This window comes from Yoonia vestfoldensis (genome assembly GCF_002158905.1).
In the GTDB taxonomy this organism is placed as follows: Bacteria; Pseudomonadota; Alphaproteobacteria; order Rhodobacterales; family Rhodobacteraceae; genus Yoonia; species Yoonia vestfoldensis_B.
In genome coordinates this window covers 1,539,068-1,554,381 of sequence record NZ_CP021431.1, presented here as the reverse complement: position 1 = coordinate 1,554,381, position 15,314 = coordinate 1,539,068, and the positions used below count along the sequence as shown (strand labels likewise).

Genomic DNA, 15,314 nt, shown 5'->3' with positions numbered 1-15,314 from the left:
CAGGCCATCCATGCAACGAACGACCGCTTTGGTGTTTAATGTCTGGCGGGGATCATTCCCATTCAATCGTGCCGGGGGGTTTGCTGGTGATATCATAGGTCACGCGGTTGATCCCCGTCACCTCGTTGATGATCCGTGTCGCGGTTTCGCCCAGAAAATCATGGGTGAAGGGGTAATAATCCGCCGTCATCCCGTCAACGGATGTGACCGCGCGCAGGGCACAGGCGAAATCATAGGTGCGCCCGTCGCCCATCACGCCCACGGTGCGCACCGGCAGGATCGCGACGAAAGCCTGCCAGATATCATCGTAAAGCCCGTGTTTGCGGATCTGGTCGATGAACACGGCATCGGCCTTGCGCAGGATGTCCAGCTTTTCGCGGGTAATCTCGCCGGGGCAGCGGATCGCAAGGCCGGGGCCGGGGAAGGGGTGACGCCCGATGAAACTGGGCGGCAGGCCAAGTTCGGCCCCCAAGGCGCGGACTTCGTCCTTGAACAATTCGCGCAGGGGTTCGACCAGTTTCAGGCCCATTTTCTCGGGCAGGCCGCCGACATTGTGATGGCTTTTGATCGTCACGGATGGCCCGCCCGAAAACGACACCGATTCGATCACATCGGGATAGAGCGTGCCCTGGGCCAGAAATTCCGCACCTTCGATGCCATTCGCATATTTCTGGAACACGTCGATGAACAGCCCGCCGATGATCTTGCGCTTGGTTTCAGGGTCAGAGACCCCTTCGAGCTTGCCAAGGAACAATTCCTTTTCATCGGCATGGATCAGCGGCATGTTGTAATGGTCGCGGAACATGGTGACGACCTCTTCGGCCTCGCCCTGACGCAACAGCCCGTGATCGACGAAAACGCAAGTCAGCTGGTCGCCGATCGCTTCGTGGATCAGCACGGCGGCGACCGAGGAATCAACGCCGCCCGACAGGCCGCAGATCACCTGTTTATCGCCTACCTGTTCGCGGATCGCGGCGATGGCTTGGTCGCGGTAAGCGCTCATCGTCCAATCGCCGGAAAAGCCTGCGATGCGCACGAAGTTTTCATAAAGCCGCGCGCCATTCGGGGTGTGATGCACCTCGGGGTGGAATTGCACGGCATAAAAATGCCGGTTCACATCCGCCGTGATCGCAAAAGGCGCATTGGGCGAGGTGCCATAGACCGCGAAACCGGGCGCGATGGCGGAGACATGGTCGCCATGGCTCATCCAGACCTGTTCGCGGTCGGTCAAAAACCAGCCTTCGAGCAGGTCGAGCTTTTCGACAGGCGTCACAAAGGCGCGGCCGAATTCGGCGGTGCCATGCCCGCGTTCCACCTTGCCGCCCAGCACATGCATCATGACCTGCTGGCCATAGCAAATGCCCAGGATCGGCACGCCCAGATCAAAGACCGATTTGGGCGGCATCGGCGCGCCTTCGGCAAAAACCGAGGCCGGGCCGCCCGAAAAGATCACCGCCTTGGGCGCGAAATCGGCCAGAAATGCATCCGTTACCTTGTTGAACGGGTGAATTTCGCAATAGACATTCAATTCGCGCAGCCGCCGCGCGATCAATTGTGTCACCTGGCTGCCGAAATCAATGATCAGCAAGCGTTCATATGTGCTGTTTTCCATGCCGCAGTCGGTAAAGCCAGTCGCGCCCTTGCGCAAGAGCAAGACGCGCGTGGGCGATGTCGTTTTCGCTTGTGAAGGGGCGTAAACACGGCAGGGCGGCGGCAGAGGTGGCGGTAGAAAGACCCGAACTTTGCCCAAAGAGGAATCGCCATGTCGGATGCAGCTGTTACTTCACCACGTCGCGCGCGCGGTGGCGGCGGGGCCGCACGGCGGGCCGAACGCACGGCGGTCAGCGTCGAAACCGCGAAATATATCGCGCGCAATATCCCCAATTACGAGGTCTTGACCGAAGAGGCCTTGACCGTGATCGAGGCGAATGCCGAAACCGTGCTGGCTGAAATCGGCGTGAATTTCGTTGATAACCCTGATGCTTTGGCGCGCTGGAAAGCGGCGGGCGCGCAGATTGACGGCGAACGCGTGCGCATCCCGCGCGGGCTGGCGCGCAAGCTCTGTTCCACCGCGCCATCGGAATATGTCCAGCATGCCCGCAACCCCGAACGCAATGTCGTGGTCGGCGGCAAGAATCTGGTGCTGGCCCCGGTTTACGGCCCGCCTTTCGTGCGCGATGCCGCAGGCGGGCGGCGCTATGCGACCATGGCCGATTTCGAAAAATTCGTGAAACTGGCCTATATGTCGAAATGGCTGCATCATTCGGGCGGCACGGTCTGCGAGCCGACCGATGTGCCGGTCAACAAGCGGCATCTGGATATGCTGCTGGCGCATATGGTGCTGAGCGACAAACCCTTCATGGGCTCTGTCACCGAACCCAGCCGCGCCCAAGACAGTATCGAGATGTGCGAAATCCTGTTCGGCGCGGATTTCGTGCGCGACAATACGGTGATGACCTCGCTGATCAATATCAACTCGCCGCTGACTTTTGACAGTATCATGATGGGCGCGCTCGAGGTTTTTGCGCGGCATAATCAGGCCTCGATCATCAGCCCCTTTATCGTCGGCGGCGCGATGGCACCCGTTTCGGTCGCCGGCACGCTGACGCAGGTCTTGGCCGAGGTCATGGCGGGCGTCGCCTATTCGCAATTGATCCGCCCCGGCGCGCCGGTGGTTTTTGGCACTTTCGTGGCCTCGATCGACATGAATTCCGGCGCGCCGACCTTCGGGACGCCAGAGGCCAGCCAGATCACCTATGGCGCGGGGCAGCTCGCGCGGCGCATGGGCCTGCCATACCGCTCTGCGGGGTCGTTCTGCGGCAGTAAACTGCCCGATGCGCAGGCCGCCTATGAAACCGCCAACAGCCTGAATATGGGGCTTTTGTCGGGCGTGAATTTCATGCTGCATGCCTGTGGCTGGCTCGAAGGCGGTCTGGTCGCCAGTTTTGAAAAATTCGTCATGGATGCCGATCAGTTGGGCACATTGCATCATTTCGCGCGCGGCGTGGATATGTCCGAAAACGGGCAGGCGATGGATGCTTTGGCCGAGGTCGGCCCCGGCGGGCATTTCCTGGGCTGCGAACATACGCAATCCAATTTCAAAGCGGCCTTCTGGCGGTCGGATCTGTTCGATTACAAACCCTTCGAGACTTGGGACGAAGAAGGCGCGCGCGATACGGTCGCATTGGCCAGCGCAAGGGTGCAGAAACTGGTCGACACCTATCAGCAGCCCCCCTTGATCCCGAGATCGAGGCGCGGCTGCGCGCCTATGTCGCCGCCAAGAAAGCCTCTATGCCGGATGCTTTCGGCTAAACCGCGCGCAACGCGCTGGCCGAGAGCATCCGCGCCTCGCCGGTGATCGCGATCAGCAATTCAACATGGCGGGCGGGCGAATAATCGCCCGTCTGCGCGCGGCGCTGGTCTTCGACGGCGGCCTCGAGGTCCAGCAGCGCCATCACTGCCGCCGCCGGGCGCGGCAATTTTTCCGTTTTCAACAAACGTGGCAGCATTGTCTCGCGGCGGTAATCATCCGCGCCAAAACGGGCCGCGCGCGCCAGCAGGCTGGGGCGGCGCAGGTTGCGGATCAGGGTCATGACATCAAGCATATTTGGGCCTTTCGGGTAAGATTCTGCCCAGAGCATGGCACAACCCAAACGGGTGTTGCCTATTCATCAAAAGTTAAGAACGCTGCCCTCAGATTTATTTATCCTTTCGTAACAATGATTGACGGACGCAAAGCTGTGTTGACAATTGGGTAACCACACATGTTCAGGTTGAGTCGCCGCCTCTGACAGGCTGCGGGTCTTGCCTGGCTGCGATGGGGACAGGAAAGGAACAGGAAAATGACGGTACGGCCGGGGCCAGAACGGTCCGACACTTACCCCGCTTGGCTGCCCGAGGCAGTCCGCAATTACCTGGTGCATACAGAATCCGGGATGTCGATCCGCGCGCTTGCGCGGGCGCAGGATTGTCACCCCTCGACGGTGCTGCGCCAGGTCCGCAAGCTGGAAATCCGCCGCGATGACCTGCTGATCGACGGCGCGTTGAAATCCCTCTCGGCGCAGGCCAGCGCCGGTCCCCGCCAGCAGCCCAAAGGAGCCGGACCAATGACCCTGGATATCCCGCTGGGCGCGCCCGACCAGGCCGCCCCTCTGACCCAAACCCGCATCAACCATGAGGCACGGCGCATCCTGCGGCGGCTGTGCGAACCGGGGGCAGTGCTGGCGGCGGCGCGCGATATGGCGGCCGCGGTGGTGGTGCGCCAGGACCAATCCGGCGACCAGCTTTGCACGACCAAGGTCGACCGCGAAATTGCCCAGGCGATGGCGCTGAAAGACTGGATCGCCTGCTCCGATCCCGAGGCGCGGGTCGCGCGCTATTTCATCACCCATACCGGGCGCGCCGCATTGCGCCGCTTGACCGCGCAGGATGAAAACCGCGCCGGGGGCTTTGACGACAAACGCGCCACGGCGGCGCGGGATCGCTGCTGGGACATGGTCAGCCTGGGGCGTGAACAGCAAGCGGCACCGCGCTATCATGTCACCGAAAGCCCGCTGGTCGGGCTGGCCCGGCGGCGGGACCGCGACGGGGCGCTGTTCTTGTCGCGCGCGCTTGTCGCCACCGGCGAGCGGCTGCGCGAGGATTTCGAACTGGCGCAGCTGGCAACCGGCGCTGGGGCAGGCTGGGATCAGGCCGCGCTGGGGCAAGTGCCAGTGCTGCAGGCGGATGCGGCCCCGGCGGCCAGGGCCGCTTATGACAGGGTGTGCAGCGCGCTTGCCGATCTCGGCCCCGGCCTGGGCGATGTGGTGCTGCGCTGTTGTTGCCTGCTTGAAGGGCTGGAACAGACCGAAAAGACCATGGGCTGGTCGGCGCGATCTGGCAAGATCGTGCTGCGCATCGCGCTGGACCGGTTGGCGCGGCATTATGCGCAGAATGCGGGGCGCTATGGGCCGATGATCGGCTGATCCCATGCGCAGGCCGCAGGTCCGCCATGCGGGCCATGCTTGGCATTGGACAAATCGCCCCGGCAAGGCTAGCTGTAAGACATGACTTACCGGAGCGAAACCATGTCCCCACGCGATCTAAAGATTCCGGCCCAGCGTCACCCGGAAAAACAGCGCCGCGCGGATGCGCCCCAGCCCAAGAAACCCGATTGGATCAGGGTCAAGGCCCCGACCTCTGAAGGGTATAAAGCCACCCGCGACATCATGCGCGAACATAAGCTGGTCACCGTCTGCGAAGAGGCCGGCTGCCCCAATGTCGGCGAATGCTGGTCACAGGGCCATGCCACGATGATGATCATGGGCGAAATCTGCACGCGGGCCTGTACCTTTTGCAACATCGCCACCGGCAAACCGCCCGAGGCACTGGATGTCTTTGAACCCGGCCGCGTCGCCGATGCGGTCAAGAAACTGGGGCTGAACCATGTGGTCATCACCTCGGTGGACCGCGACGATATCGCCGATGGCGGGGCGGAACATTTCGCCCAGACGATCCGCGCGATCCGCCGCCAATCGCCCGGCACCACGATTGAAATCCTGACCCCCGATTTCATCCGCTGCGATCCCTCCGTGCTGGAAACCGTGGTCGCGGCACGCCCCGATGTGTTCAACCACAATCTTGAAACCGTGCCCGGCCTTTACCCGCAGGTGCGGCCCGGCGCGCGCTATTTCCATAGCCTGCGCCTGCTGCAACGGGTCAAGGAACTGGACCCTGCGATGTTCACCAAATCGGGGATCATGGTGGGGCTGGGCGAAGACAAGCAATCGGTCCAACAGGTGATGGATGATATGCGCGCCGCCGATATCGATTTTCTGACCATCGGGCAATATCTGCAACCGACGCCGAAACACCACCGGGTCGACCGCTTCGTGACGCCCGAAGAATTCGCAGGCTATGAAAAAGCCGCCTATGGCAAAGGCTTCTTGATGGTTTCGGCCACGCCGCTGACCCGGTCGTCCTATCACGCAGGCGATGATTTCGCGCGGCTGCGCGAGGCACGAAACAAAAAGCTCGGCCGCGGCTGACGCCCTGGCTTCTTTTTTCCAAAAATACTCAATAGCGCGAGGCCCCGGATCAAGTCCGGGGCGGGCACCCAGATCAAGTCCGGGGCGCATCGCGGATAGGGCGGCTTACTGCGTGAACCGGACCTTGCCGATATAGGGCAGGTTGCGGTTGCGCTGGCCGTAGTCGATGCCATAGCCCACGACAAATTCATCGGGGATTTCAAAGCCGATCCAATCGGCCTTGAAATCAACCTCGCGGCGGGCGGGCTTGTCCAGCAGCGCGATGCTGCGCAGCCGTGCGGGATTGCGTGACAACAGGAATTTGGTGACATGGGCCAGCGTATGGCCGGTATCAACGATATCCTCGACCACCAGCACGTCACGCCCTTCGATCTGGCCGCGCAGATCCTTGAGGATCCGCACCTCGCGGCTGCTGGTCATGCCGTCGCCATAAGATGATGCTTCCAGAAAATCGACCTCGACCGGCAGATCCAGCTCGCGCACCAGATCGGCGATAAAGACGAAAGAGCCGCGCAACAGCCCCACGACCACCAGCTTGTCGGTGCCGGCAAATTCGGTCGCGATCTCGCGGGCTAGGCTTTCGATCCGCGCCGCGATGGATTTGGCGCTGATCATCTGGTCGATGACATAGGGGGGATGGTCGGTGGGCATGGCTGTCTCCGGTCTTTGGCTGCGCCGTTGTGCCGCAAATCCCCGGCTGCGACAATCCATGCCGCGGCTTTCTGGACCAAAGCCCTTGAAACCGGCCGCGTTTTGGCCGACATCGCGCACGAGAGGGGCCAGACCATGCCACAACATTCCGAAACCCGCGTGCTGCCGTTTTCCGCAGACCAGATGTATGCCCTTGTGGGCGATGTCGCCAATTACCCCAAATTCCTGCCCTGGACGGCGGCCGCCCGCATCCGCGAGACCAAGGATCACGGCGATCATCTGGTGATGCTGGCCGATCTGGTGATTTCCTTCAAAGTCTTTCGCGAAACTTTCGGCTCCAAGGTCACGCTCTGGCCCGAGATCAAGCGGATCGACACCGCCTATCTGGACGGCCCGTTCAAACATATGGAAAGCCAGTGGAATTTCCGCGATGTGGACGGCGGCTGCGAAGTGTCGTTCTTTGTGGATTTCGAATTCCGCAACCGGTTGTTGCAGGGGGCTGCGGGCATGTTTTTCAACGAGGCGATGCAGCGGATCGTGCGCGCCTTTGAACGCCGCGCGCAGGATCTTTACGGCGCCAGCGCCGCCAGCAGCAATCCCAAGGCGTGATCCCGGGCGGCGCTGCGCACCTGCGCGCGCCCCAAGGGACCGAATTCGACCGTCTGGGTGGTGCAGCTATCCCGCATGGCAAGGCCGAAACAGACGCGGCCTTCGGGTTTATGCTCTGATCCGCCGGGGCCTGCGATGCCGGTGATCGCAACCGCCAGCGTCGCAGTGGAATGGGCCAGCGCCCCTTGCGCCATTTCGCCTGCCACCTCTTCGGACACCGCGCCATGGGCGTCGAGCGTGCTTTGCCGCACACCCAGCATCTGCATCTTGGCGGCATTGGTATAGGTCACGAAGCCGCGGTCAAACACGGCGGAACTGCCCGCCACATCGGTCAGCGCCGCACTGACCATGCCGCCTGTGCAGCTTTCGGCGGTGGCGATCAGGATGCCGCGCGCTTTTGCGGCCGTCAGGATCGCCGCTGCCGTCACAGCAGCACCAGATGGAACAAAGCGGCCAAAGCCACGACACCGATGGCCGCGAAAAAGCCCGCGATCACATCATCCAGCATCACGCCCGTGGGGCCATGCATCCGGTCGGCCCAGCCGATGGGCCCCCATTTGGTAATGTCAAACAGCCGGAACAGCACAAAGGCCGCGACCCAGCCGGGCCAGAGTGCCAGCAGGTCCGCATCGCGCATCGCGGCACCAAAGACGACAGGCAGCAAGGCGACCCATTGGCCTGCGACCTCGTCGATCACGATCTCGGAGGGGTCGTGGTCGGCCTTGCCAGCGGTTTGCACCCCCGTCGCCCAATGGCCAAGGCCATAGGCCAGCAGGATTCCCGCAACCAGCGCCCAAGGACCGGCCAGCATGACCAGCGCCCAAGCAACGGGCAGGGCGGCAAGCGAGCCCCAAGTGCCGGGGGCAGGGCGCAGATGGCCGATATAAAAGAATGTGGCGATGATCCTGCTCATGGTTTCACCAAGGTCACGGTTGCCAGCGCGGCGATGCCTTCCTCGCGGCCGGTAAAGCCCAAGCGTTCGGATGTGGTGGCTTTGACGCTGATCCTGTCCGCGTCCAGCCCCATGATGGCGGCAAGGGCGGCTTTCATCGCGCCTTGATGCGGGCCGATCTTGGGATATTCGCAGACCAAGGTGCAATCGACATTGCTGATCTGATAGCCTGCATCCTGCGCCAGACCAACCGCATGGCGCAGGAAAATATGGCTTTTAGCGCCTTTCCATTGCGGATCGGATGGCGGGAAATGCTGGCCGATATCGCCCTTGCCCAGCGCGCCATAGATCGCATCGGTCACGGCATGCATGCCGACATCGGCGTCCGAATGCCCTTGCAGGCTGCGCCCATGCGGGACCTTGACCCCGCAAAGCCAGACATGATCGCCCGGCCCGAAACGGTGCACGTCATAGCCATTGCCACATCTGATATCCATCTCTTGCCTCATCAAGCGTGCCGCGCGGGCAAAATCATCCGGTGTCGTGATCTTTATATTGCTTTCATCGCCCGCCACGATGGCCACGTCCAGCCCTGCGGCGCGGGCCACGGCCACATCATCGGTGGCGTCATCCTGCTGCGCCTGATGCGCGGCCAGCAGCGGGGCCAGCTGAAACCCCTGCGGCGTCTGCGCGCGGTAGAGCCCGTCGCGGGGATGCACCCCGGTCACCAGATCGCCCGCGCCATGCCATAACGTATCGGTCACCACCACCGCCGGGGCAGCCCCTTGATGGGTGCCAAGCGCCGCCAGCACCCGGTCGATGATCGCGGCACTGACCAGCGGGCGCGCGGCATCATGGATCAACACGCGGCTGGTCCCCGCAGGCACCGCGGCCAGCCCCGCCATCACGCTGGCCTTGCGCGTGGCCCCGCCCGCGACAACCTGCGCTGCGGGCGTGTCGCGCCAGATATCGCTGGCCAGATCGTCCGGATGCAGCACCAGCACCAGATGCGCGACGTCAGGATGATCCGCGAAAGGCTGCATCGCCCGCGCGGCAATGCTGCGCCCGCCAAGGCATTGCCATTGCTTGGGAATGTCGCCGCCTGCGCGGCTGCCGCGGCCTGCGGCGACGATGATGGCGGTGGTGGTCATGGCGGTTCCGTGGTTGTTTGGCTTGGTGTAAGCCGCTGCGCCCTGCGGTGCAATTCGTCTCTTTGTCAGGCGCTTTGACTAATTTTTAAGCATATGCTTTTAATGCGTGATAATCCTATGCGTCTGACGTTGTGATGTGGTGCTTTCCGGCTTACTCACGCAGCAGCGCTTACCCTTTAGGCAGATGTAGTATCTTTTGACCGAAACAACCGCCATCCTTCTTGACCGGGTCCGTTTGCAACCGCCCGTCGCCCTTGCGCCGCTGGCGGGGATCACTGATCTGCCGTTCCGGCAATTGGTGGCCTCTTTCGGGGCGGGCTGGGTCGTCAGCGAAATGGTCGCCAGCCAGGAAATGGTGCAGGCCAAGCCCGGCGTGCGCGAAAGGGCGGAACTGGGCTATGACCAGGCCGGCACGGCCGTGCAGATCGCGGGCCGCGAGGCGCATTGGATGGCCGAGGCCGCCCGCATGATCGAAGCCAATGGCGCCGCGATGATCGACATCAACATGGGCTGTCCCGCGAAAAAGGTCACCAATGGCTATTCCGGGTCGGCCTTGCTGCGCGACCCCGACCACGCCTTGCGGCTGATCGATGCGGTGGTGAAAGCGGTGAAACTGCCCGTGACGCTGAAAACGCGGCTGGGCTGGGACCATGATTGCCTGAATGCCGCCGATGTGGCGCGCCGCGCGCAGGATGCGGGCATCAGGCTGGTCACGATCCACGGGCGCACGCGCTGCCAATTCTACAAAGGCGCTGCCGATTGGGCCGCGATCCGCCAAATCAAGGATGCGGTCAGCATCCCCGTCATCGCCAATGGCGATATCACCGGGGCAGAGGCCGCGAAAAAGGCGCTGGCGCTGTCGGGGGCCGATGGCGTGATGATCGGGCGCGGCGCGCAGGGGCGGCCTTGGGTGCTGGCGCAGGTCGCGGCGCGGCTGCATGGCACGGCCTTGCCAGTGGTGCCGCAGGGCGCAGCCTTGGTCGATATGGTCGCATGCCATTACAGCGCGATGCTGTCGTTCTACGGGCTGGATCTGGGGCGGCGTGTCGCGCGCAAACATCTGGGCTGGTATATGGATGCGGCTGGCACGCCCATTCGTCTGCGCAAGGCGATCCTGACGCATGACAACCCCGACGCGGTGCTGCGCGATCTGGCGGATGCTTTGGCGATGCAGGTGGCCGCATGATTCAAGATACCGCACTTTGGTCGTCGCTGCCGGTGCCGGCGCTGCTGCTGGACGGCGAGGATACGATCATCCTAAGCAATCCTGCGGCGGAAAGTTTCCTGAACCTGTCCACACGGTCGCTGATCGGCCAGCGGATCTGGGAAAAGGTGATGATCGACGCCCCGCTAGAGGCGCCTTTCGCCCGCGCGCGCCAGAACCGCACGTCGCTGTTCGTGAATGATGTCGATGTCGGCAGCGGGGAAAACCCGCCAATGATGTGCAATCTGCAATTCACCCCGCTGCAAGGCAGCGATGACGTGATGATCGTGATGATCAGCCCGCGCGAGATTGCCAGCCGTGTGACGCAGAACCATTCCTCGGCCAAGGCGGCGAAATCTGCGATCGGCATGGCCGAAATGCTGGCCCATGAAATCAAGAACCCGCTGGCGGGGATCACCGGGGCGGCGCAGCTTTTGTCGATGGGGCTGAATAGCGAAGACCGCGAATTGACCGATCTGATCGTCGAGGAAAGCCGCCGGATCGTCAAATTGCTGGAACAGGTCGAACAATTCGGCAATCTGCGCCCGCCGCTGCTTAAGCCGGTGAATATCCATGATGTGCTGGACCGCGCGCGGCAATCGGCCTCGGTCGGGTTCGGCGCGCATATGCTTTATATCGAGGATTATGATCCCTCTCTGCCGCGCACCATGGCGGATGCGGATCAGCTGTTGCAGGTGTTTTTGAACCTGCTGAAAAACGCAGCCGAGGCCAATAAGGACGGCGGCGCGATCCGGCTGCATACGTTTTACGACACCTCTTTGCGGGTGCGGCGCACCGATGGCACCCAATCGCGGCTGCCCCTGCAGATCGAGATTATCGACGATGGCCCCGGCCTGCCGCCTGCCATCGCGGGCGATGTGTTTGAACCTTTCGTATCGGGCAAGGAAAACGGCACCGGCCTTGGGCTGGCGCTGGTGTCGAAACTGATCGGGGATGGTGGCGGGTGGATCACGGTGGATTCGGTGCCGGGGCGCACCTGTTTCCGCATCTCGTTGCCGCTTGCGCCCAAAGAGACTGAAACAGGAGAAGATTGATGGACGGGACAATTCTGGTTGCCGATGATGACCGCACGATTCGCACCGTCCTGACACAGGCCCTGACGCGGGCGGGCTGCAAGGTCCATGCCACGTCCTCGCTGGTGACGCTGATGCGCTGGGTGGATGAGGGCAAGGGCGATCTGGTGATTTCCGATGTCGTCATGCCCGATGGCAACGGGCTGGATCAACTGCCGAAAATCGCCGCCCTGCGCCCCGGTCTGCCGGTGATCGTGATTTCGGCGCAAAACACGATCATGACCGCCATTCAGGCCGCCGAGGCGGATGCCTATGATTACCTGCCCAAACCCTTTGATCTGCCCGATCTGATGAAACGCGCCGCGCGCGCGCTGGAAACCAAACGCCGCGCGGGGATTTCGCGCGCCCCGGATATGGCGGCCTCGGAACAGGCCGGTGATCTGCCGCTGGTCGGGCGCACCGGTGTCATGCAGGCGCTTTACCGCTTGGTCGCGCGGGTGATGAACACCCAGCTGCCGGTGCTGATCACCGGCGAAAGCGGTACTGGCAAATCCCTGATCGCGCGCGCCGTGCATGATTTTTCGGACCGGCGCAGCCTGCCGTTTATCGTTGTCGCCCCCGCTGATCTGGATGGGATGGACGGGCCATCCACGATCCTGTCGCGCGCGCGCGGCGGCACGATCCTGTTTGACGAGGTCAGCGACCTGACCGAGGCGGATCAGGCGCGGATCGTGCGGATGCTGGACAGTCTGGGCGATAACGCGCCGCGCATCATGGCCACATCGCAAAACGACCTGATGGCCCGCATGGAAGAGGGGTCTTTCCGCGAAGACCTGTTCTACCGTCTGGGCGGCGTCACTGTCGCGGTGCCATCCTTGCGCGAAAGGGTGGATGATATCCCGCTTTTGGCCGAACATTTTCTGGCCCGCGCCGAACGCGAAGGCGCGCCCGCCCGCCGCTTTGGCCAAGCCGCCATCGATATGGTGCGCGCCTATAGCTGGCCGGGCAATGTGCGCCAGCTGGAAAATGCCGTGCGCCGTCTGGTCTTTACCGCCGCCGAGGAAGAGATTTCGCGCGCCGAGGTGGAAATGGTGCTGGGCAACCAGCCCGCGATCGAGCCTTTGCGCTCTGGCGGGGAGGGTGAAAAACTCTCGGCCAGCGTGGGCAAGCATCTGCGCCGCTATTTTGACCTGCATGGCGGGGTGCTGCCGCCACCCGGCCTTTACAACCGCATCCTCAAAGAGGTCGAAGGACCGCTGATCGAAATCGCCCTGGATGCCACCGGCGGCAATCAGGCGAAATGCGCCGATCTGCTGGGGATCAACCGCAATACTTTGCGCAAGAAGATCACAGACCTTGATATCCGCGTGACACGCCGCCGCAAATTGATGTAAAAGCGCAACAGAACCGTGGCCTTCCTGCGTCAGCAGGCGGGGCACCACGGCAAATGCGGTCATGCGGGGGGCGTCCCCGCCTCAATCAAAGGCGGCACGCGTGCAGCGTACCCTTCTGAGAACGGATTTCACGCGACTGGGCCGCTGGTTCCGGCAGCGGCATGTGCAAAATGCGCTGACGCTGACGCTATTGCTCTGCGCGCCGGTGCTGGCGGGGCTGACCTATTGGGTGGTCGGGCCGTTGGGGCAGGGGACATCCTCGCGCGCTTTGCAGGTGATGCTGCTGATCGACCTTGTCTATATCCTGATCGTCATGGCGCTGGTGATGCGGCTGGTCGCCCGGATGATCGCGGCACGGCGCGCGAAATCGGCCGGATCGCGGCTGCATCTGCGGCTGACCAGCGTTTTTGCGGTCTTTGCGCTGATCCCCACCGTGCTGGTCGCGGTGTTTTCGGTGCTGTTGCTGTCGGTGGCCTTGGACGGGCTGTTTTCGGAACCTGTGGGCAATGTGCTGCGCACCTCGCTGACCACCGCGCAGGCCTATGAGGATGAACATATTCAGGACCTGACCCGCGATGCGCAGGGGCTGGCCGCCTATCTGAACCGCGAACGCCAGCGCGATCTGTTCATGGATGACGGCGATCTGCGGCTGGCCTTGGGCGAGGTGCAGGGCCAGATCGACCGCGGGTTAAGCGAGGCTTTTGTCATCGACAGTGCCGGGACCATCGCGGCGCGGGCGGTCGGGTCTTATGAATTCGATTACGAACGCCCCGGCGCCGATGATTTCGCCCGCGCGCGCGCCGAACGGCTGGTGATTTTCGAGGATGCCGAGAATAACGAATTCCGTGCGCTGATCCCGCTGGAAACCTTTCCCGACCGGTTTCTTTATGTCACCCGCGATGTGGATGGCAATGTGCTGGCCTTGCTGGATGAAACCACCGAAACGGTGCAGCAATATGAACAGCTGGCCAGTGACCGGGGGCGGATGTTGTTCCAGTTCGGGCTGCTTTATCTGGGCTTTGCGCTGATCCTGATCCTGGGGGCGGTCTGGGGCGGGCTGTGGTTTGCCGAACGGTTGTCGCGGCCGATCGGGCGGCTGGTCTCGGCGTCGCAGCGCGTCGGGGCAGGCGATCTGGATGTGCGCGTGATCGAGGATGAAGGCGATGACGAGATTTCGCAATTAGGCCATTATTTCAACCAGATGACCGGCCAGCTGCATGGCCAGCGCGAGGCTTTGTTGAACAGCAACCGCATGTCCGAACGGCGCAGGCGGCTGTTTGATTCGGTGCTCAGCTCTGTGACATCGGGGGTTGTGGGGCTGGATGCGGATGGGCGCGTGGCCTTTGTGAACCCGTCGGCGCGGCGGCTTTTGTCGGTCAATGACGACAGCGCGGATCATTCGCTCTCGGTCGCCGTGCCGGAATTTGCCGCCCTTTTTGAACAGGTCCGCCAATCGGGCAACGAGTCTGTGCAGGACCAGATCAACCTGATCCGCAAAGGCCAGCAAGAAAGCCTGCTGGTGCGCATGTCGCCGCGGCGCACCGAACGTGGCGCGCTTGAAGGTTATGTGGTGGCTTTTGACGATGTGACCGATCTGGTCAGTGCGCAGCGCATGGCCGCTTGGGGCGATGTCGCCCGCCGCATCGCGCATGAGATCAAGAACCCGCTGACCCCGATCCAGCTGTCCGCCGAACGGATCAAGCGCAAATTCCGCGCGCAGGTCGGTGACGATGCCGAGGCGCTGGACCAGATGACCGATGTGATCGTGCGCCAAACCAATGATTTGCGCCGGATTGTTGACGAATTTTCCAAATTCGCGCGGATGCCCGAACCGGTGCTGGTGCTCAATGATCTGAAAAAGGTGGTGGCCGATGCGATCACCCTGCAACGCGCAGGCCAGCCGCAGGTCAAGATCACCAGCGATCTGCCAGGTGATGCGGTGCTGGCCGATATGGATGCGACGATGATCTCGCAGGCCTTGCTGAACCTGATCAAGAACGCAGGCGAAGCCACGGAAACCTATATCGAAAAACACGGCGCCACAGATTACGCGCCGCAGATCAAGGTCGCCATGCAGCAAGAGGCCAACCGCGTCAGCATCACGATTTCCGACAATGGCATCGGCCTGCCCGAAGACCGCGCGCGCCTGTTTGAACCCTATGTGACGACGCGCGACAAAGGCACCGGGCTTGGCCTTTCTATTGTCAAAAAGATCATCGAAGAACATGGCGGCACGCTGATCCTGACCGATGCCGCGATCTTTGCGGGCAATAGCCACGCAGGCGCGCAGGCGGTGATCCATCTGCCGGCGGTGCAGCGATTGAACGAAAAAGCAAGAATTCCAGCATGAGGA

General features: G+C 62.4%; 13 protein-coding genes and 1 pseudogene. 8 read left to right on the top strand and 6 right to left on the bottom strand.

Translation table 11 applies throughout. The annotated features are described in order from the left end of the window. Nucleotides 1–52: 52 nt before the first annotated feature. Nucleotides 53–1,612, bottom strand: coding sequence for a glutamine-hydrolyzing GMP synthase (gene guaA / locus LOKVESSMR4R_RS07640; RefSeq protein ID WP_087207185.1), 1,560 nt, complete (start codon nucleotides 1,610–1,612; stop codon nucleotides 53–55). 150 nt (nucleotides 1,613–1,762) lie between these two features. Between guaA and LOKVESSMR4R_RS07635 the strand changes: the two are divergent. Continuing rightward, a pseudogene (locus LOKVESSMR4R_RS07635) lies at nucleotides 1,763–3,312 on the top strand (trimethylamine methyltransferase family protein). Here LOKVESSMR4R_RS07635 and LOKVESSMR4R_RS07630 read toward each other — a convergent pair. Continuing rightward, on the bottom strand, nucleotides 3,309–3,605 hold the full coding sequence (locus tag LOKVESSMR4R_RS07630) for a DUF6477 family protein (RefSeq protein WP_087212830.1): 297 nt from the start codon (nucleotides 3,603–3,605) through the stop codon (nucleotides 3,309–3,311). The pseudogene LOKVESSMR4R_RS07635 and the gene LOKVESSMR4R_RS07630 overlap by 4 nt on opposite strands. A gap of 237 nt (nucleotides 3,606–3,842) precedes the next feature. On the opposite strand from LOKVESSMR4R_RS07630, the gene LOKVESSMR4R_RS07625 reads away from it, so the two are divergent. Together LOKVESSMR4R_RS07625 and lipA are read left to right on the top strand one after the other, a co-directional pair. Next, nucleotides 3,843–4,964: a DUF6456 domain-containing protein gene (locus tag LOKVESSMR4R_RS07625; RefSeq protein WP_087207183.1), complete on the top strand. Its 1,122-nt coding sequence runs from the start codon at nucleotides 3,843–3,845 to the stop codon at nucleotides 4,962–4,964. A gap of 102 nt (nucleotides 4,965–5,066) precedes the next feature. Then, nucleotides 5,067–6,026, top strand: coding sequence for a lipoyl synthase (lipA, locus tag LOKVESSMR4R_RS07620; RefSeq protein ID WP_087212827.1), 960 nt, complete (start codon nucleotides 5,067–5,069; stop codon nucleotides 6,024–6,026). A gap of 105 nt (nucleotides 6,027–6,131) precedes the next feature. Here the strand turns inward: lipA and hpt are convergent, their stop codons facing one another. Then, the gene (hpt, locus tag LOKVESSMR4R_RS07615) at nucleotides 6,132–6,677 is read right to left on the bottom strand and encodes a hypoxanthine phosphoribosyltransferase (RefSeq protein ID WP_087212823.1); all 546 of its coding nucleotides are present in this window, start codon (nucleotides 6,675–6,677) and stop codon (nucleotides 6,132–6,134) included. Between the two features lie 135 nt (nucleotides 6,678–6,812). Between hpt and LOKVESSMR4R_RS07610 the strand changes: the two genes are divergently transcribed. Continuing rightward, nucleotides 6,813–7,286, top strand: a complete 474-nt coding sequence (locus LOKVESSMR4R_RS07610; RefSeq protein ID WP_087207182.1) for a type II toxin-antitoxin system RatA family toxin — start codon at nucleotides 6,813–6,815, stop codon at nucleotides 7,284–7,286. On the opposite strand, the gene LOKVESSMR4R_RS07605 is transcribed toward LOKVESSMR4R_RS07610, so the two are convergent. The 3 genes from LOKVESSMR4R_RS07605 to LOKVESSMR4R_RS07595 are packed head-to-tail and all read right to left on the bottom strand — an operon-like array spanning nucleotide 7,247 to nucleotide 9,329. Next, entirely contained in the window at nucleotides 7,247–7,714 is a 468-nt protein-coding gene (locus tag LOKVESSMR4R_RS07605; protein WP_087207180.1) for a CinA family protein, read from the bottom strand. The genes LOKVESSMR4R_RS07610 and LOKVESSMR4R_RS07605 overlap by 40 nt on opposite strands. Beyond that, nucleotides 7,711–8,199 (bottom strand): phosphatidylglycerophosphatase A, encoded by a 489-nt coding sequence (locus tag LOKVESSMR4R_RS07600; protein ID WP_087207178.1) that lies wholly within the window; start codon nucleotides 8,197–8,199, stop codon nucleotides 7,711–7,713. Before LOKVESSMR4R_RS07600 ends, LOKVESSMR4R_RS07605 begins: the two co-directional genes overlap by 4 nt. Next, complete coding sequence (locus LOKVESSMR4R_RS07595; RefSeq protein ID WP_087207176.1) at nucleotides 8,196–9,329, bottom strand: bifunctional 2-C-methyl-D-erythritol 4-phosphate cytidylyltransferase/2-C-methyl-D-erythritol 2,4-cyclodiphosphate synthase; 1,134 nt, start codon at nucleotides 9,327–9,329, stop codon at nucleotides 8,196–8,198. Before LOKVESSMR4R_RS07595 ends, LOKVESSMR4R_RS07600 begins: the two co-directional genes overlap by 4 nt. A gap of 196 nt (nucleotides 9,330–9,525) precedes the next feature. Between LOKVESSMR4R_RS07595 and dusB the strand changes: the two genes are divergently transcribed. The 4 genes from dusB to LOKVESSMR4R_RS07575 all read left to right on the top strand — a co-directional run bounded on the left by dusB (nucleotide 9,526) and on the right by LOKVESSMR4R_RS07575 (nucleotide 15,311). Continuing rightward, complete coding sequence (dusB, locus tag LOKVESSMR4R_RS07590) at nucleotides 9,526–10,515, top strand: tRNA dihydrouridine synthase DusB (protein ID WP_204248740.1); 990 nt, start codon at nucleotides 9,526–9,528, stop codon at nucleotides 10,513–10,515. Then, complete coding sequence (locus LOKVESSMR4R_RS07585; protein WP_087207174.1) at nucleotides 10,512–11,588, top strand: two-component system sensor histidine kinase NtrB; 1,077 nt, start codon at nucleotides 10,512–10,514, stop codon at nucleotides 11,586–11,588. The genes dusB and LOKVESSMR4R_RS07585 overlap by 4 nt, the downstream gene beginning before the upstream one ends. After that, nucleotides 11,588–12,961 carry a response regulator gene (locus LOKVESSMR4R_RS07580; protein ID WP_162290723.1) on the top strand — a complete coding sequence of 458 codons (1,374 nt, stop codon included), beginning with the start codon at nucleotides 11,588–11,590 and terminating at the stop codon, nucleotides 12,959–12,961. Before LOKVESSMR4R_RS07585 ends, LOKVESSMR4R_RS07580 begins: the two co-directional genes overlap by 1 nt. Nucleotides 12,962–13,061: 100 nt before the next feature. Continuing rightward, nucleotides 13,062–15,311, top strand: a complete 2,250-nt coding sequence (locus tag LOKVESSMR4R_RS07575) for a sensor histidine kinase NtrY-like (protein WP_087207169.1) — start codon at nucleotides 13,062–13,064, stop codon at nucleotides 15,309–15,311. Nucleotides 15,312–15,314 lie beyond the last annotated feature (3 nt).

Excerpts from the sequence above, each read along its gene's own strand:
- guaA (WP_087207185.1), bottom strand. The coding sequence starts at position 1,612 with ATGGAAAACAGCACATATGAACGCTTGCTGATCATTGATTTCGGCAGC.
- LOKVESSMR4R_RS07630 (WP_087212830.1), bottom strand. The coding sequence starts at position 3,605 with ATGCTTGATGTCATGACCCTGATCCGCAACCTGCGCCGCCCCAGCCTG.
- LOKVESSMR4R_RS07625 (WP_087207183.1), top strand. The coding sequence starts at position 3,843 with ATGACGGTACGGCCGGGGCCAGAACGGTCCGACACTTACCCCGCTTGG.
- lipA (WP_087212827.1), top strand. The coding sequence starts at position 5,067 with ATGTCCCCACGCGATCTAAAGATTCCGGCCCAGCGTCACCCGGAAAAA.
- hpt (WP_087212823.1), bottom strand. The coding sequence starts at position 6,677 with ATGCCCACCGACCATCCCCCCTATGTCATCGACCAGATGATCAGCGCC.
- LOKVESSMR4R_RS07610 (WP_087207182.1), top strand. The coding sequence starts at position 6,813 with ATGCCACAACATTCCGAAACCCGCGTGCTGCCGTTTTCCGCAGACCAG.
- LOKVESSMR4R_RS07600 (WP_087207178.1), bottom strand. The coding sequence starts at position 8,199 with ATGAGCAGGATCATCGCCACATTCTTTTATATCGGCCATCTGCGCCCT.
- LOKVESSMR4R_RS07595 (WP_087207176.1), bottom strand. The coding sequence starts at position 9,329 with ATGACCACCACCGCCATCATCGTCGCCGCAGGCCGCGGCAGCCGCGCA.
- LOKVESSMR4R_RS07585 (WP_087207174.1), top strand. The coding sequence starts at position 10,512 with ATGATTCAAGATACCGCACTTTGGTCGTCGCTGCCGGTGCCGGCGCTG.
- LOKVESSMR4R_RS07580 (WP_162290723.1), top strand. The coding sequence starts at position 11,588 with ATGGACGGGACAATTCTGGTTGCCGATGATGACCGCACGATTCGCACC.